Origin of the sequence: Mycobacterium innocens (assembly GCF_900566055.1) — a bacterium.
GTDB lineage: Bacteria > Actinomycetota > Actinomycetes > Mycobacteriales > Mycobacteriaceae > Mycobacterium > Mycobacterium innocens.
In genome coordinates this window covers 21060-37268 of record NZ_UPHQ01000253.1, presented here as the reverse complement: position 1 = coordinate 37268, position 16209 = coordinate 21060, and the positions used below count along the sequence as shown (strand labels likewise).

At 67.4% G+C, this 16209-nt stretch carries 16 protein-coding genes; 9 read left to right on the top strand and 7 right to left on the bottom strand.

The window, feature by feature from the left end; all coding sequences use genetic code 11:
* The first annotated feature begins 192 nt into the window (after positions 1 to 192).
* Together EET03_RS24260 and EET03_RS24255 are read left to right on the top strand one after the other, a co-directional pair.
* Positions 193 to 888: an ABC transporter ATP-binding protein gene (locus tag EET03_RS24260; protein WP_075543790.1), complete on the top strand. Its 696-nt coding sequence runs from the start codon at positions 193 to 195 to the stop codon at positions 886 to 888.
* Positions 885 to 1667, top strand: coding sequence for an ABC transporter permease (locus tag EET03_RS24255; RefSeq protein WP_075543761.1), 783 nt, complete (start codon positions 885 to 887; stop codon positions 1665 to 1667). The genes EET03_RS24260 and EET03_RS24255 overlap by 4 nt, the downstream gene beginning before the upstream one ends.
* Here the strand turns inward: EET03_RS24255 and EET03_RS24250 are convergent.
* Entirely contained in the window at positions 1664 to 3148 is a 1485-nt protein-coding gene (locus tag EET03_RS24250) for an alpha,alpha-trehalose-phosphate synthase (UDP-forming) (RefSeq protein WP_075543760.1), read from the bottom strand. The two genes, EET03_RS24255 and EET03_RS24250, sit on opposite strands and share 4 nt — an antisense overlap.
* Positions 3148 to 3312: a hypothetical protein gene (locus tag EET03_RS24245; RefSeq protein ID WP_099193779.1), complete on the bottom strand. Its 165-nt coding sequence runs from the start codon at positions 3310 to 3312 to the stop codon at positions 3148 to 3150. Before EET03_RS24245 ends, EET03_RS24250 begins: the two co-directional genes overlap by 1 nt.
* Positions 3313 to 3515: 203 nt before the next feature.
* On the opposite strand from EET03_RS24245, the gene EET03_RS24240 reads away from it, so the two are divergent.
* The 3 genes from EET03_RS24240 to EET03_RS24230 all read left to right on the top strand — a co-directional run bounded on the left by EET03_RS24240 (position 3516) and on the right by EET03_RS24230 (position 6347).
* A complete protein-coding gene (locus EET03_RS24240; RefSeq protein ID WP_075543759.1) occupies positions 3516 to 4451 on the top strand; it encodes an enoyl-CoA hydratase in 936 nt (311 codons plus the stop codon).
* A 266-nt stretch (positions 4452 to 4717) separates the two neighbouring features.
* Positions 4718 to 5551, top strand: a complete 834-nt coding sequence (locus tag EET03_RS24235) for an SDR family oxidoreductase (protein WP_075543758.1) — start codon at positions 4718 to 4720, stop codon at positions 5549 to 5551.
* A 4-nt stretch (positions 5552 to 5555) separates the two neighbouring features.
* Positions 5556 to 6347 (top strand): SDR family NAD(P)-dependent oxidoreductase, encoded by a 792-nt coding sequence (locus EET03_RS24230; protein WP_075543757.1) that lies wholly within the window; start codon positions 5556 to 5558, stop codon positions 6345 to 6347.
* Between the two features lie 28 nt (positions 6348 to 6375).
* On the opposite strand, the gene EET03_RS24225 is transcribed toward EET03_RS24230, so the two are convergent.
* Positions 6376 to 7953, bottom strand: coding sequence for an LCP family protein (locus EET03_RS24225; RefSeq protein ID WP_075543756.1), 1578 nt, complete (start codon positions 7951 to 7953; stop codon positions 6376 to 6378).
* A 269-nt stretch (positions 7954 to 8222) separates the two neighbouring features.
* On the opposite strand from EET03_RS24225, the gene EET03_RS24220 reads away from it, so the two are divergent.
* Together EET03_RS24220 and EET03_RS24215 are read left to right on the top strand one after the other, a co-directional pair.
* Positions 8223 to 8903 carry an LppP/LprE family lipoprotein gene (locus tag EET03_RS24220; protein WP_075543755.1) on the top strand — a complete coding sequence of 227 codons (681 nt, stop codon included), beginning with the start codon at positions 8223 to 8225 and terminating at the stop codon, positions 8901 to 8903.
* Positions 8904 to 8957: 54 nt separating this feature from the next.
* Positions 8958 to 9704: a DUF2510 domain-containing protein gene (locus EET03_RS24215; RefSeq protein WP_075543789.1), complete on the top strand. Its 747-nt coding sequence runs from the start codon at positions 8958 to 8960 to the stop codon at positions 9702 to 9704.
* A 24-nt stretch (positions 9705 to 9728) separates the two neighbouring features.
* Here the strand turns inward: EET03_RS24215 and EET03_RS24210 are convergent, their stop codons facing one another.
* Both EET03_RS24210 and EET03_RS30455 read right to left on the bottom strand, forming a co-directional pair.
* The gene (locus EET03_RS24210) at positions 9729 to 9962 is read right to left on the bottom strand and encodes a hypothetical protein (RefSeq protein WP_075543788.1); all 234 of its coding nucleotides are present in this window, start codon (positions 9960 to 9962) and stop codon (positions 9729 to 9731) included.
* Positions 9963 to 10061: 99 nt separating this feature from the next.
* Positions 10062 to 10553 carry an NHL repeat-containing protein gene (locus tag EET03_RS30455; protein WP_075543754.1) on the bottom strand — a complete coding sequence of 164 codons (492 nt, stop codon included), beginning with the start codon at positions 10551 to 10553 and terminating at the stop codon, positions 10062 to 10064.
* Between the two features lie 51 nt (positions 10554 to 10604).
* On the opposite strand from EET03_RS30455, the gene EET03_RS24200 reads away from it, so the two are divergent.
* A complete protein-coding gene (locus EET03_RS24200; protein ID WP_167470694.1) occupies positions 10605 to 11003 on the top strand; it encodes a hypothetical protein in 399 nt (132 codons plus the stop codon).
* 52 nt (positions 11004 to 11055) lie between these two features.
* On the opposite strand, the gene EET03_RS24195 is transcribed toward EET03_RS24200, so the two are convergent.
* Positions 11056 to 12285 (bottom strand): multidrug effflux MFS transporter, encoded by a 1230-nt coding sequence (locus tag EET03_RS24195; protein WP_244232512.1) that lies wholly within the window; start codon positions 12283 to 12285, stop codon positions 11056 to 11058.
* 85 nt (positions 12286 to 12370) lie between these two features.
* On the opposite strand from EET03_RS24195, the gene EET03_RS24190 reads away from it, so the two are divergent.
* On the top strand, positions 12371 to 13060 hold the full coding sequence (locus tag EET03_RS24190; protein WP_075543752.1) for a GAP family protein: 690 nt from the start codon (positions 12371 to 12373) through the stop codon (positions 13058 to 13060).
* Here the strand turns inward: EET03_RS24190 and EET03_RS24185 are convergent.
* A complete protein-coding gene (locus EET03_RS24185; protein ID WP_122508838.1) occupies positions 13055 to 16201 on the bottom strand; it encodes a patatin-like protein in 3147 nt (1048 codons plus the stop codon). The two genes, EET03_RS24190 and EET03_RS24185, sit on opposite strands and share 6 nt — an antisense overlap.
* Positions 16202 to 16209 lie beyond the last annotated feature (8 nt).

Here is a 16209-nt window from a genome sequence, read left to right as displayed (position 1 = left end):
CCGCTCCACGTGAGGAAGCCGCGTCGATCAACCGGCATTGGCCAGCCGCGCATCCAGTGAGCAGACGGACGAACCTGTCACCGCCAACTCGGACTCCGATATCGTGTTCCGATAGTCTTCCGGGTGAGCGTACCGCAGGAGTTGTTCGCGACCGACCCCCGGGCAGATCGAGGCATAGCAGTGGATTTGGCAGTGGATGACGTTTCGGTGTTCGAATTCGCCGACGTTGTCGTCGAACGTGACCGGGTGCGAGCGTTGGACGGGTTCACCGCCGCCATTCCCCGGCGCGGGGTGACGGCGGTGTTCGGCCCGTCGGGATCGGGCAAGTCGACCCTGCTGCGCTTGTGCAATCGACTGGAGGTGCCGACGAGTGGGCGAGTGTTGTTCTGCGGCAAGGATATTGCCGAGACAGACCCGTTATGGCTGCGGCGCCGGGTGGGCATGTGTTTCCAGCGTCCCACACCGTTTCCGGGCACGGTGGCCGACAACCTGCTGGCCGCCGAGCCGACTGCGTCGCAAGCGCAGTTGCGGGACACGCTGGCGCGGGTGGCGCTCACCGGGTCATGGTTGGATCGCGACGCGACCGCGTTGTCGGGCGGGGAGGCGCAGCGCATGTGCCTGGCCCGCACCCTGATGGTCCGCCCACAGGTGCTGCTGCTCGACGAACCCACTTCAGCCGTCGACGCCGAAGCGGCCCGGGTGATCGAGCGTGCGGTGCGTGGGCTGGCCGACGACGGCATTCCCGCCCTGTGGGTCACCCACGACCCGGCGCAAGCCGAGCGGGCCGCCGACCGGATATTGCACATCGAACGGGGCCGCTGCGTGGGACTCGTCGACGTTGCCTCCAAGCCGGCCGACGGTCAGGCCGACGATCAGGTGACGTCGTGACCGGCCAGGTCGGTTGGATCGGGCTGGCGACATCGCTGGCGCTGGTGGCGTTCGCGGCCGCGATTTCACTCTGGCAGCGGCTGGGCCTGGAAAGGCAGGTGGTGTGGGCGGCCGCCCGCGCGCTGGTCCAGTTGCTGCTCGTCGGGGGCGCGCTGACGCTGCTCTTCGCGCCCGGCCGGTCGCTGTGGTGGTCGGCGGCGTGGATGGCGGGCATGATCGGCTACGCCGGCGATGTCGCCCGCCGGCGGGCACCCGAGGTGCCGCGGCTGGCGCCGCTGGCCATTGCCGCGTTCGCCGCAGCGGCCGCGATCACCTTGGGGGTGATATTCGGGCTGCGGGTCTTTCCGCTGCAGGCCCGAACCCTGGTGCCGATTGCCGGAATGATGATCGGCAACTCGATGACCGCCATGGTGCTGGTAGCCCGGCGCCTGGTCGACGAGCTGCGCGACAAACGTGACGAGGTGGAAGCCAGACTCGCCCTCGGGCAACCGTCGCGTCAGGCCGTGGCTCCCTATCTGCGGATCGCGCTGCGGTCGGCGATCTCGCCGCAGATCGAGACCACGAAAGCCACCGGACTGGTGTTCCTTCCGGGCGCCATGACCGGACTCATCCTCGCCGGGGTGCCACCGGTGCAGGCCGTGCTGGTGCAGGCGGTGGTGATGTTCCTGGTCCTGGGCTCGGTCGCGACCACCACCGTCGTCGTGGCCCTGGGCCTGGTGCGGCTGGTTTTCACCCGGGACCATCGGTTACTGCCGCTGCGCTCGCGGCCCCGGAGTTAACCCGGGTCCTTCGGACGCGCCTCGGCGAGGGCGTCGAGGAACGAGCGGGCCCAGCGGTCCACGTCATGGGCCAGCACCTGGCGCCGCAGCGCGCGCATCCGCCGCCGTCCCTCCTCGTCGGTCTGGTTCAGCGCCCCCTCGATCGCGTCCTTGAGCCCTTCGAGGTCATGCGGGTTGACCAGGTACGCCTGTCGCAGTTCGGCGGCGGCCCCGGTGAATTCGCTGAGGACCAGGGCGCCACCGAGATCACTGCGGCACGCGACGTACTCCTTGGCCACCAGGTTCATCCCGTCCCGCAGCGGGGTGACCAACATGACGTCGCTGGCCACGAAATAGGCGATCAGCTCATTGCGGGGCACCGGACGGTGCAGGTAGTGCACGACCGGGTGACCGACCTCGGCGTACTCGCCGTTGATGTGGCCGACCTGGCGTTCGATATCGTTACGCAGTATCTGGTAACTCTCGACCCGCTCGCGGCTGGGTGTTGCCAGCTGGATCAACACGGTGTCGTCGCGTTTGGCGCGCCCCTCGGCCAGTAGCTCGTAGAACGCCTTCAGCCGCACGTCGATGCCCTTGGTGTAGTCGAGGCGGTCCACGCCGAGCAGGATCTTGCGGGGGTTACCGAGTTCGGCGCGGATCTCGCGAGCCCGGCGTTTGATGTCGCGATGGCGCGCCGCCTGGTCGAGCGCCCCGGAGTCGATGGAGATGGGGAAGGCGCCCACCCGAATCGTGCGCGACTCGAGCTGGACCGCACCGAATCGCGACCGCACGCCGACAGCTCCGCGCGACGTTTCGACGTCGAGCAGCTGCCTGGCCAGAAAGAGGAAGTTCTGGGCGTCGCCGACCAGGTGGAACCCCACCAGGTCGGCGCCGAGCAGGCCCTCGATGATCTCGGTGCGCCACGGCAGCTGCATGAACAGCTCCACCGGCGGAAACGGGATGTGCAAGAAGAAGCCGATGGTCAGGTCCGGCCGCATCGTGCGCAGCATCTTCGGGACCAGTTGCAGCTGGTAGTCCTGAACCCAGACGGTTCCGCCGCGACCGGCCGCGCGTGCGGTGGCTTCGGCGAAGCGGCGGTTGACGTCGACATACCGCTCCCACCACTCGCGGTGGTAGAGCGGCTTGACGATGACGTCGTGGTACAGGGGCCACAGTGTGGCGTTGGAAAACCCCTCGTAATATTCGGCGACGTCGTCGGCGGACAGCCGTACCGGATGCAGCCGCAGCTCGTCCTGGACGATGTGCTCGTCTACCACGTCGACATCGGCTTCGGCAACACCGGGCCAGCCGACCCAGGCCCCGCGCCGGCGCCGCAGTAGCGGCTCGAGCGCGGTGACCAGCCCGCCAGGGCTGCGCTTCCAGGTGGTGGTGCCGTCGGGAAGCCGCTCCTGGTCCACGGGCAGTCGGTTGGCGACGACTACGAAGTCAGAGTCCCCGAAGACTTCCGTTGTTGTGGGCTCCGCGGATCCCCTGGAAGCCATTAGCTCTCGAGCTTCGCCGGCCCAATACCGAGCATGGACAAGAAAATGCGGCACTCGTCGGCGTCGGTGGCGTATGCGGCGACGACCCTCCTGGCCTGGCTCGCGGTGCTGTCGGCCACCGGTTCCACGTCGCCGATATCGCCATGGTCAGTTTTGGTAGGCATTACACAACTGTAAGCGAAGCTAAATCCGGGACGCAGCCGCGCCGGCGAGCCAAGCTCAATCGGCTGCGAGCACTGCGAGCACCTCCCGGGCCGCCCGTTCGCCCGATTGCGCCGCATTGAGCCGGCGGCCCGGCCCGCGCCCTTCTTACAGAGTCGCCGTAATCTGTAAAGATCGATACCCGAGACCTAGGTAGGTGGGCGCAATGACACTCTCGGATCACGCCGATACCCAGGCCGACGGCGCCAAGCCCGCTGAGCTGGTGGCCTACGAGACCCTGGACGACGGGCGGATCGCGCGGATCTGGCTCAACCGTCCGGAGGCCCACAACGCGCAGAACCGGACCCTGCTGGTGCAGCTCGACGAGGCGTTCTGCCGGGCCGAGGCCGACGACGCCGTGCGAGTGGTGATCCTGGCCGCGCGGGGAAAGAACTTCTCCGCCGGGCACGATCTTGGGTCGGAGGCGGCGATGCTGGAGCGCAAGCCCGGACCGGCGCAGCATCCGACCTTCCGCTCCCACGGCGCCACCCGCGACGCGGTCATGGAAAAGCTGTACCTGCAGGAGTGGCACTTCTACTTCCAGAACACCTGTCGCTGGCGCGATTTGCGCAAGATCACCATCGCCCAGGTGCAGGGCAATGCGATCTCGGCGGGCCTGATGTTGATCTGGGCGTGCGACCTGATCGTTGCCGCCGACAACGCCAAGTTCAGCGACGTGGTGGCGGTGCGACTGGGCATGCCGGGCGTCGAATACTACGCGCACCCTTGGGAATTCGGTCCACGCAAGGCCAAAGAGCTGCTGTTGACCGGTGATTCGCTGGATGCCGACGAGGCCTACCGGCTCGGCATGGTGTCGAAGGTCTTTCCGGCCGCCGAGCTGGAGGAAAAGACCCTGGAGTTCGCGCGGCGCATCGCCGAGCGTCCCACAATGGCGGCGTTGCTGGTCAAGGATTCGGTCAACGCGGCCTCCGACGCCATGGGCTTCACCGAGGCGCTGCGGCACGCGTTCCACGTCCACGAGTTGGGACATGCCCACTGGGCCGCCCACAACCAGAACAGGTTCCCGGTCGGCCTGCCGCCCGACGTCGAAGACTGGCGTACGGCCAAACCGACCAAGGTGGCCCGCCGCGATACGCCGTAGCGTCGCGGGTCGCAGTCACATCCGTCACGCCTGTCCCAGGGAGGGGCGAGTGTCGTTGTGCCCGCCTAATAGCGACACCTTCGGTCGCGACGGGCGGGCCACCCGACGTGTCGCTAATAGGCGGACAGATTGCCACCCACCCCCGCGAGAAACCGGTGGGGCAGCTGTGACGAAAGTGTTCGGCGACACCGGGGACCGATGCCCGCGCCGACGGCCGCATGGTTCGATAACGAGAACCTGTTTCAGCTTCACCGTGAGGGGCTCGAATGCAGCTTTCCTTTCAAGACCGGACGTATCTGGTCACCGGCGGCGGCAGCGGAATCGGCAAGGGGGTGGCCGCCGGTCTGGTGGCGGCCGGAGCCTCGGTCATGATCGTCGGCCGCAACCCCGACCGGCTGGCGGGCGCCGTGCAAGAACTCGAAGCGCTGAAGGCACGCGGCGGGTCCATCCGCTACGAGCCCGCGGATGTCACCGACGAGGAGGAGACCGCCCGCGCGGTTCACGCGGTGACGGCATGGCACGGGCAGCTGCACGGCGTGGTGCATTGCGCGGGCGGGTCGGAGACCATCGGGCCGATCACCCAGATCGACTCGGCGGCCTGGCGTCGCACCGTCGACCTCAACGTCAACGGCACCATGTACGTCCTCAAACACGCCGCGCGCGAGATGGTGCGCGGCGGCGGCGGGTCCTTCGTCGGCATCTCGTCGATCGCGGCCAGCAACACCCACCGCTGGTTCGGCGCCTACGGGGTAACCAAGTCCGCCGTCGACCACCTGATGCAGTTGGCGGCCGACGAGCTCGGCCCGTCCTGGGTGCGGGTCAACAGCATCCGCCCGGGCCTGATCCGCACCGAACTCGTCGCACCGGTCACCGAATCGCCGGAGCTGAGCCGCGACTATGCGCTCTGCACGCCGCTGCCGCGGGTCGGCGAGGTCGAGGACGTCGCCAACCTGGCGATGTTTCTGCTCAGCGACGCCGCCGGCTTCATCACCGGGCAGGTGATCAACGTCGACGGCGGCCACATGTTGCGACGGGGCCCGGACTTCTCGGCGATGCTGGAACCGGTGTTCGGCCGCGACGGGTTACGCGGAGTCGTCTGAGGCGATGAAGCGACTCCACGGCCAGCGGATCCTGGTGACCGGCGCCGCCTCCGGGATCGGCCGGGCCACCGCATTGCGGCTACTGGACGAGGGGGCCGCGGTGGTGGGCAGCGACATCGCGGCCGACGGCTTGGCCGCGACAGCGGCCCGCGCCGCCGAGGCCGGGACCGGTGGCAGGTTCACCACATGCGAGATGAACGTCGCCGACGAGCGGTCGGTGATCGAGGGGGTGCGCCGCGCCGTCGACACCCTGGGCGGCCTGGACTCACTGGTCAACGCCGCCGGCATGCTGCGCGCCGCGCACACTCACCAGACCGGCACCGAGCAGTGGAATCAGATCATCGCGGTCAACCTGACCGGCACCTTTTTGGTGGTCCGGGAAGCCCTGCCAGCGCTGCTGGCCAACCAGCGCAGCACGATCGTGAATTTCAGCTCCACCTCGGCGTCGTTTGCCCACCCGTACATGGCCGCCTACGCCGCGAGTAAAGGCGGCGTGCAAGCCTTCACGCATTCCCTGGCACTCGAGTATGCGAAGCGCGGTCTGCGGGCGGTGTGCGTGGCGCCGGGCAGCATCAAGTCCGGCATCACCGATGCCACCGGCGGTTACCTTCCGCAAGACGCCGACTGGTCGCTGTTCACCCGGCTGATGCCGGTTCTGCCCACCACCGAGACATCCAGCGGCGCCGGAATGGCAGATCCGTCGGTGGTCGCCGGCGTCATCGCCATGCTGGTGTCGGCGGACGGTGCGTTCATCACCGGCACCGAAATCCGCATCGACGGCGGAACGCACGCCTAGCTACTTCACCCAGCGCGCGTTGCGCGCCTTAATTCACGCAGGGAACTCCACCGCCGTCGATCGGCTTTCCGTGATCGGGCGTCGGATATGTGCTGGTAGTACCACCGCTGTAATAGGTGTTGTACGTGTTGCCGGTCGTCCCGGTCGTCCCGGTCGATGTCCCGGTCGATGTGGTGGTCGTGCTCGTTTCTTGGGATTCGTCGAGGGCCGGCATCGCGAACTCGGTATCCACGGTCAGCTGGATGTGTCCGGGTGCCAAGCTGGGGTCCGCTTTCAACGTGTCGACGCCGAGCAGGCTGGCCAGATTCTGCGCGTCGGTTTGGGCGCCGGTGCCGTATTTGATCGTGCTGGTCGACGGATCGCCGGCTTGGCGGTCCCGGACCTGGCCGGCGGTGTAGCCGCGCTTTCGCAGCGTGCTGGACACCTGGCTGGCCATCCCACTGATGCTGCCGGCATTGACCACGTCGACGACGGTGGACGGGTCCGGCTTCGCCGCGGGGGTCGTGGTTGTCGCCGCCGGGGCACCGGTGCCGATCGCCGCGGCTACCTCGGCCTTGATCGCGGCCGGGTCGATGATGTTGACGTCCTGGCCGTCGATGTTGTCATAACGCACCACGGGCAGGGTCCGGAACTCGACGTTCCCGCCCGCCAGTTCGCCCATGCGGCGGAACAGGTCCTCATCCCAGCCGGCCGACAACACGACGTCTTTACGGGCTACGGCCATCAGGCTGTCGAGGCGGTCCAGATTGGTGAAGGTGCCCGAATCCTGCAGATCGTGCATCACCGACGACAGGAATGCCTGCTGCCGATGGGTCCGGTCCAGGTCCCCGTTATCCAGACCGTGACGCTGCCGTACGAACGCCAGCGCCTGGGTCGCGTCGAGTCGCTGGTGCCCGGCGGGAAAGTCGGCGCCCGAATATGAGTCGTACACGGCGTGGTTCAAACACACCTCGACGCCGCCCAGCGTCTCGGCCAGATCGTAGAAACCGGCCAGATTGACCTCGGCGAAGTAGTCGATCGGAACGCCGGTCAGGCTGCGCACCGCCCGCAGGGTCGCGGCGCGGCCGGCCTCGCGGCCCCGGGTCTCCAGCTCTCGCTGGGAACTCACCCCTTGATTGGCCAACTGCTGAGCGACGTACTGCTTGGTGAGCCCGTATGCTTCCTTGATCTTGATGTGGTTGTAGCCCGGAACGCCGGCGAAGGGCACCCAGTCGTCACGGGGGATCGAGAAGGCGACGACCTTTCCGTCGGCGCCGACGTGCACGAGGATCAGGGTGTTGGTGTTGTAGCCCCCCTGGTCCGAATCACCGGCGTGCAGGTGTTTGAGGATCGACCACGGCAGGTCGTTGCCCTCCTGGTCTTTGCGGGAGTCCAGCCCGATCAGCAGGATGTTCATGTTGTTGCCGGTGGACCGCGGGTCCTCGGCGGTCAGGGCCTGGGAAATAGTGATGCCGCTCAGCGCGCCGTGGGCCACCCAATATCCGGCCCCGGTCATGCCCAGGGCCACCACGGAGACCAGGGTCATGAAGCTTCGCGACAGCCGTCGGCGCAGCGGCGACGGCTTACGGACAGCGCGACGGCGGTGACGTCCGCCCGAACGACCCATCACAAGCCTCGACCCGTCACCGGTTCACCGGACGGCGCCGGGCCGGTGGTTTGCGGGGACGTCGCTTGCTGCATGCCGTCTAGTATGCGGCAGATTGCTGCGCAGTCCCCACTCCAGATGCGCGGATGTGGGCAGATTCACCCGCTGAGCAGCGGCTACTCGGCGGGCGGTTCATTTCCCCTACCTGCACCGTGTGGCTACAATTCGCCAAGCTCGGAAGTACCGGGGAGGCGTCTGCCGCCCAACAGGGAGGGGTGTCGGGCACGAACATGGCATCGGGCGATATCGACCGTAACTGGCCCCCGCCGGCCTACGAGCCGTCCGACGATGTCGATACGACGCCACCGTCGGGGCTGGCGCGGTCCGCGCGCGCCATCGGGCTGGCGGCGGCGCTCCTAGCTGTCCTAGCCGTCGTGGCGGTCGTCATCGTGGCGGTCGTGGTGTTCTCGGGCAAGCCGCGTCCCGGCGCCGGTCCTTCGGCGGCGCCCACGACCGCCCCGTCGAACCCGCCGACGACGACGTCCACCGCGCCCGCGGGCCCGTGCGGGCCGGATGAGGCAACCGCGGTATCCGCGGCGCTCGCCCAGCTTCCCCCGGACAAGAAGACCGGTAAAGCGTGGAATCCCACCCCGCAGTTCAGTGACTACGATCCGTGCGCGGACTTGTCGGCGGTGGTGGTGACGGTGGTGGATGCCACCCGCAGCTCACCGGACCAGGCGCTGATGTTTCACCGGGGGGCGTTCGTCGGCACTGCCACCCCGGTGGCGTATCCGTTCACCGAATTGGAGGTTCCGGCCTCCACCGACGACCTGGTCGTCCTCACCTACCGGAGCAGACAAAGCTGTGACGCCTGCGATGACGGCACTCTGACCACCGTCGGGTTTCAGTGGCAAGGCGACCACGTCCAAATGCTCGATCCGCCCCCGGAGTCATTGGACGCGCCGCCGTGATCCGGCGCGCCCGGCCGAGCCCTCACCGACCCCGACGTTGAATGGAGCGTGACCGTGCCGACTTCACCGCCGGCAGGCTGGTATTTCAATCCCGACGGTTCGGGCGGACAGCGATACTGGGACGGTCAGCACTGGACCAAGCATTGCCGGGCGGACCGCTCGACGGCACCCTCACCGTTGCGGGCCGTTGCCAACGGGGTGCGCCGGGGCTGGTCGGGGTTGCCGGCGGCACTGCGGCTGCTACTTCCCATCGCCTTGGTGCTGACATTGGTCGGAATCGGATTTGCGTTCTGGGTGAAATCACCTCGCGACGACTGGGCACGCCTGCCGAAGCGGCTCAACTGCCAGCTGCAAGAGGGACCGAAGCCGCCGGACAACCTCACCGTGGCGTCCGTAGACGTCGGCCATCCCCGAAGCGGCGTGTTGCAGCTGGTGGTGCGATTCGCGCAGCCGTTGCCGCAGTCGCCGGCGGGCAACCACTCGTCCGGCTTTGTGGGTTACGTCCTGACGTACAGTGTCGCCAACAACGGCAAGAAATTCGTCGAGCTCGGCCCGGAACAGGACACCGACGACCTTGCCATCATCCGCACGCAGGGCCCCTCCAGCACCGATGCGTCGATGCGGCCGGACCGGGACACCAATGCGCGCAGGATCACGCCCGACACCATGCAGATCAACCTCGAGCTGAAGCGGCTCGGCGTCGAAAATCAGCCGGTGATTCCCGAGCTCACCGTCGACTCTCAGTTCAACACGCCGTCTACCACGACCGTGCAGTATGCGCCGCAAGTCTGCCGGGGCTAGCCAAACCCGTTACGCGCCTTGCGGTCACGAGATTTCCTCGCCCGACGTGTAATACCAGCGGATGTTGGTGCCGGAAATCATTTCCAGGAGGAACACCCCCAGCGGTTCGACCTCGTAGTAGTAATGAAGGTTGCCGTTTGCGTCCAGCGTGCTGGCGCAGCTGCGGCTCGGTGTCCCGCACCGTTGCTTGATCGGCATGGCTAGCGCGGCGACCAGTAGCACGACCGAAAACCACACCCCAAGCGGGACTCTTCTCAATGCGAACCTCGTCTGCGAAGAAAGCATTACTGCAGGCAGTGTATGCGGCTAGCGGAGCGTCTTGGCCCGCATCGGGCGACCGAAATCCGGACCAATCGGTTAGTGCGCGGGTAGTTTGAGCACCCGGTTGTTGTTGCTGTCGGTGACGTAGACGTTTCCGGCTGCGTCTACCGCCACGCCTTCGGGATGGTTGAGCCCGCTGAGCGGTAACACTGTTGGGGAGCCGGCTCCCGCCGGTAATTTCAGGATCTGGTTCTTGGGAGAGTCACTGACGTAGACGGCGCCGGTCTTGTCTACCGCGACGGCCGTGGGGAAGACGAGCTCGGTGAACGGTAGGACGATCTGAGTGCTCGCTCCGGCGGACAGTTTGAGCACCCGGTTGTTGTACGCGTCGCAGACATACACCGCGCCCGAGCTGTCGACCGCCACGCCGGCGGGAGCTTTCAGGCCGGTGAACGGCAGCTCGGTCTCGGCGAATGAACCGGACGCCAGCTGCACCACCCGATTGTTGTAGTAGTCGCCGACGTAAACGGCGCCACCGGGGCCGACCGCGACCGGGGTGGGGCCGTTGAGCCCGGTGAACGGCAGCACGACCGGTGCCGGCCGGAGCGGCTCGGACGGTCCCGCAGCCTGCGAGACGGTATGAGCCGTCGGGTTCCCGCGATCGCGCCGACCCCGACGACGGCGATGACCAGGGCAGCGGCCGCACCGCCGAGTTGCCAGGGCCTGCGTCGGTGCCATGCCGGTGCGGCCTGCGAGGGCGGTGGCGTGGCCGTCTCCGATCGGGCTGGCCTCTCGGCCGGGTCGCTGTTGTCCGGTGTGGCGTCGGGCCGCTGCGGTTCCGCCGGGGTGGGGGCGTCGCCGTTCGGGGTCCGGGCGGCGTCGCCCGGGCCGAGCTCGGCTGCGTCGTCGAGCACCTGGCGAGCCGCGGCGGCGAGTTCCCGGGCGGGGGTAGCGCTGGTCGGGGTCCTTGGCCAACCCCCGGGCGATCACCTCGTCGAAGCCGGCCGGCAGTTCGGGTTTGAGAACCCGCAGTCCTGACCGCGCCGGCCGGTCCGGCGGCCCCGGACGGATGCCCGGTCACTGGCCGTCGTCAATGTGCCGGTTGCCGGATTTGTCCGTACCTGGCCATGGCCCAGGCGAGCAACACGAATGCTGTTGCGCCACATGCCGCGAACAACAGCCCCAGCGGTGTCTGGGTCCGTTCATGGAACGCGCCCACAGCAGCCGTGGCGGCGCTGACCACGAGATAACCGATGCCGCTCACCAGACCGCCGATCAATCCGAGATTGCGGGCGAACAGGCCCATCGCCAGGCCGTACATCTGCGGGCAGAGCACTCCGCACCCGGACAATGCCAGACAGGAGCCGATGGTGAGCGCCCACGCGTCGTTTCCGATCAGCAGTCCCGATCCGACCAGTATCGAGGTGCCGATGCCAAAGACCGTCAGCGCGCCCATGGCCAGCCGGCGCGCCGAGAGGCGAACCGCCAGAATGCCGCAGGCCAGTTCGCCGCACAGGTTGGCCACCCCGACGATCAGTGCCATCAAACCGTATGCCGCCGGCGAGAACCCCAGGTTCTCCTGGTAGAGGAAGGGTCCGGCCACCCCGAAGGCAAGCTGCGCCGAGGCCATCAGGCCGAAAACCAGCACGAAACTGGTGAACACCCGATGCCGCAGCGCGTCGGCCAGCACCCGGGTGATCGCCCTCGGGTGGATCGGTGAACGCTTCTGCCGCGCAAGCGTTTCAGGCAACAGCAGCACCACGACCACCGCGGCGAGCGCGGCCAATGCCGCGATCGAGGCGAACACCAGCCGCCAGTCGAGAAACTGGACCATTACCCCGCCGGCCGCGGGCGCCAGCACCGGCGCCAGCCCCCATGCGACCCCGAGCAGTCCCGACACCGACGTCAATCGCCGGCCGCGGAAGCAATCAGCGGCAATGGCGTAGGGCACCACCATGCAGGCGGACGCGGCCGCGCCCTCGACGAAGCGCGCCGCGAGAAGCACCGGCACGCTGCCGGCTACCGCGCACAGCACGCTGGTGGCGACAACGATGCCCAGGCAGGTCAGCAGGACCGGTTTGCGGCCCCGGGCGTCCGCGACGATTCCGACGGGGACGAACGCCAAACTCATCCCAAGGAGGTAGGCCGCCACGGTATGTTGCATCGCCGTCGACGACGCGCGCAGATCGACAGCCATCTGTGGCAGCGCCGGGGTGTAGAGGTCCAGCGGTATCTGGCTCATCGGCACGACGAACATCAGGATCGCTACGAGATACCGTGGCGGCGACGCGGGCCCATGTTCGGGATACGCGTCCCTCACAACGCCGGATCATAGACCGGATGATCGCTCGTCAACGCGAATCTTTTGGAGATCGAACCCCGGGGCACGTCGGGGTGGCCGGTCGATGCGAAGATTGCAGGCCGTGACAGCAAATTGGGGTGCGGTGCTGGCTAGTCTGGTTCCGCTCGCGCTCGTGATCGCGGTTTCGCCGTTGACGGTCATCCCGGCGGTCCTGGTTCTACACGCGCCGCGGCCGCGGCCGACGGGCCTGGCATTCCTGGGCGGCTGGCTGTTGGGGCTGGCGGCGGTGACCGCGATCTTCATCGCGGGGTCCGGCCTGCTCGGCGGCCTGCACCGGACCCAGCCGGCCTGGGCGTCCTGGTTGCGGGTGGTCCTTGGTTCGGCGCTGATCCTGTTCGGCGGCTACCGCTGGCTGACCCGCCATGGACACGCCGAATCGCCGCGCTGGATGCGGTCGTTCTCGACGATTACTCCGCGGCGTGCCGGCATCACCGCGGCGGTGCTGGTGGTGCTGCGACCCGAGGTGCTGATCATTTGCCTGGCCGGCGGATTGGCTATCGGCACCAGTGCGCTCGGCGTTGCCGGTAAGTGGATATGCGCCGCGATCTTCGTCGCCCTCGCCGGTAGTACGGTCGCCTTCCCGATAGTGGGTTACCTGAGTGCCGGTGATCGCCTCGACGAGCCGCTGACCCGGCTCAAGGATTGGATGGCGAAGAACCACGCCGCAATGCTCGCGGTGGTGTTGGTCTTGATCGGAGTGATGGTGCTCTACAACGGGATCCGTGCGCTATGACGTGCTGTCACGGCGTCCGGGCTTGGCGGCCGCGATGACCGTGATGCCCAGCGCGACCGCGCCCACGGCGATCAGCGGCCGCCACCACTGTTCGCCGAGCCAGTAGATGTTGGCGCCGAGCAGACCGGGATGGTCCGCGTCGCCGAACAGCCAGCTGCGTACGACGGGCGTTGCCAGCGAAAGCACCGAGCCGGCCAGCGTGACCGATAGCAGCGCAAAGAGCGACCTGCTGGAGAACTGCCATGTTCCCAGGACGATCAGATAACTACCGGTTCCGGCCATGATCAGGCCGGTGACGCCGAGCACTGTTGCCGATTGAATCGCGGTGGCAACACCCAGGATCAGCAGCATCACGCCGACCATGATCGTGGTCCGGGCAATGCCTTTGGTCAACGACACCACCCGGTACCCACCGAGCGCCAACGTTCGCAGGGTTACCACAGATGGTTTGAAAGCACTGGGCAGCAACCGAATTGAGCCCGCCGCTGCGGATGCGGTCGCGACCGCCTTCGCGAGGGTTTGCGCCATCAGTGGTGATCGCTTGTCGCTGGCAAACGTTTCGCCCGCGACCGGGTTCTCGTTCAAGAGAGCGTATTTGGCGTCCCCCGGGGTTGCGGCCAACACTTTCTTGGCCCAGCTGCGCGACGTTGTCGGGCTCCAATCCGGCCGCTGTCCCGGCTGCGGGTCGATCACCGTGTTGGCCAGTGTGTCCAACTCCTCGTCGAGGATTCGCCGGTGCCACGCCTGCGCCAGCCACAGCGCCGTCAGCGGAATGCTCGTCGGCAACGGCATCGTCGGGTCGTCCAGAAATGCCAGCTCGTCGAGCACCATGGTTTCGGTGAGTAGCTGCTCGGGGCCGCCACTAAAGGTCGGCAGCCGGTAACCCGAACGCGGAAATTCAGGTGCGCCAAGGGCTTTGAGTTGGCGCAGAAACCACTGCGCCCGGCTCTCTGGTCCGGGCGTGCCGACCCGGGTCTGTGCAATCCAGTGCACGCGTCGTGGGTTCAGCAGGACATGGACGAGCCAGCCGGCTCCGTCGAGCCGTCCCCACATCCAGTCGTTGACTCGCCAGGACCGCTTGTAGAAGGCGCCGAACTGATGGAATTGCATACCGGTGAGCTTTTGCTGGGCACTGCGGCAGTCGGGCGCGAGCAGACTGCGGGTATCGGCACTCACCTGCACGAGCTCCACCGGCTGCTCGATGCCCGAGTCTGCCGGCAGCATGGCCCGCTGTGTCGCGGCCAGATCGAACAATTTCGTCGCGATCGCCGTCGGGTCGTCCCCGGCCCCCAGGTAGTCCAGGTAGGTATCGAGCGCACTGGGACCGACGCGATCATGTGACAGCAACCCGCCTCGATCGGTGCCGACGGCAGCTGCGGCGTTGGCGCACAACCGCTTTAGCGTGTCATAGCCGGTGACCAACGCGTCGCCGAGCCGGTCCCAGGCGTCGTGTTGCACCGCTAACTGTTGGAGATAGCCGTCGGCGATCAAGGCGGCGGCATCCTTGAGCGACCCTTCGCGGATGGACGTGTTCTCGCATACCGCGCGAACAAGATCACCCAGGTCGACTGCGGTGGGCGACGGGCCGGCGGCATGGATAGCGGCGGTGAGCGCTGCCAATTCGGCGATATCGGCGTCCGACTGCGCCAGGTGGTATGCCGCCTGGGCGACGGCGAGCGCGCTGCCTTTGGCAAGCTCGTATGCCGGCTGGCCATACCGGGCGAGGTCGGCGGTGCTGTCGGGCAGCGGCTGGTGTGGCGGGTGCGACCAACATCTCAGCAGCGCCGCGGTGATGTGTTGGCGGCACGCCTTCTCGGTGTCGACTGCCGCCAGTTCGGGTTCCCAGTTCTTGGGAACCCGTTCGGTTGCGGTGCTCGACGCCGGTAGCCAGCTGCCGAGCTGGCGGAACAGCGCATCGGTCAGCTCGCGCGCATGTTTTTGTGCCTCACGTGACTGGTAGTCGGCCAGCAGCGGCGGTGTCAGTAGCCGAGAGCCGTGCGGCAGCGTCGCGGCCAGCTCGGCCAGGCGCAACTTCGCGTCGATCCGCGCCGCGGTGCGGTCCTGATGGCCGCGAATCGCTCGCAGGTCGGTGGCGATGGACTGAGTGGTGATCGCCCCCAGATCCCTCAGCAGACTGGCCAGCAGCCCGAGCCGCTCGTCGGCGCTGTCGGCTGCCGCTTGTTGCATCAGGTTCGGTGGGGGTCCGGACGACGGCACGACGAACAGCAGCACCCGGCGTACCGGACGCCGGGCGGGGCGGTCGCAGATGCGTTTGAGCAACACGTCAATGGGCCGGTTGTCGAGCAGGCTGCCGTCGGCGACCCAGTGCGGACGGGTGATATTGGCGTACGGCGCCATCGGTGGTCGGGCAGGGACAGCGCCCTGTGCCGGGGTCCCCTTCATGAACGGCACGAAGGAGGGTTCGAACGCGAGGGGAAACGAGGCCGAGCTGCGCGCAGCCAGCGCCAGAGCCGGGGCGATGCCCTTGTTCGTCAGGTCTGCCTCGGTGAAGGTGAACAGGCCACGCCGGTTGACGTATTGGACGCGAGTGCCGAACGAGTCGGTGAAACTGCTCGCCTCCCCGGACAGCAGGGTTGTCGTGACGTACAGGGTGGTGGACGGGATCCGGAGACCGCCGGGAAACTCCGCAGGCGGGAACGGGCCGGTCTCGAGTCTGGGCAGCTGCGTCGCCAGCGTGGCGAACAGCTTCTCGTCGCCGTACAGCAGGGACGGCGTGAACTCGTCTCGCGGGTCTCGCAACAGGTCGGTCAGGGACCCGAGATCGAGCCACAGGTCACGGAGCCCACCGAGGTCGGCGCCCGAGATGCGCGACGACGCAAGCAAAGCCGCGTTGATGCCGCCCCCGCTTGTCCCGGAAAGGATGTCGACGTCGACGATCATGTCGAGCAGGTCGATGAGTTGGGCATAATGCCGCAGGGATGCCGTCGACTCGGTGGTGAGCCGGCTGTTCGTCGGGAAGGTCCCGCCCGCCCTGCGCCATTGCGAGGCTTGCGCAAGCAGGTTGAGCTCGCGCGCGACGCCGGCTATCCAGACCGCGAGACTGACTCCGCCCGTCATCATCGTGGCGAGTCGGAGTTCCAGCGTCAGCTGGGTCACCGGTGTCGGCTTTTCGAATGCCATCGCGCACC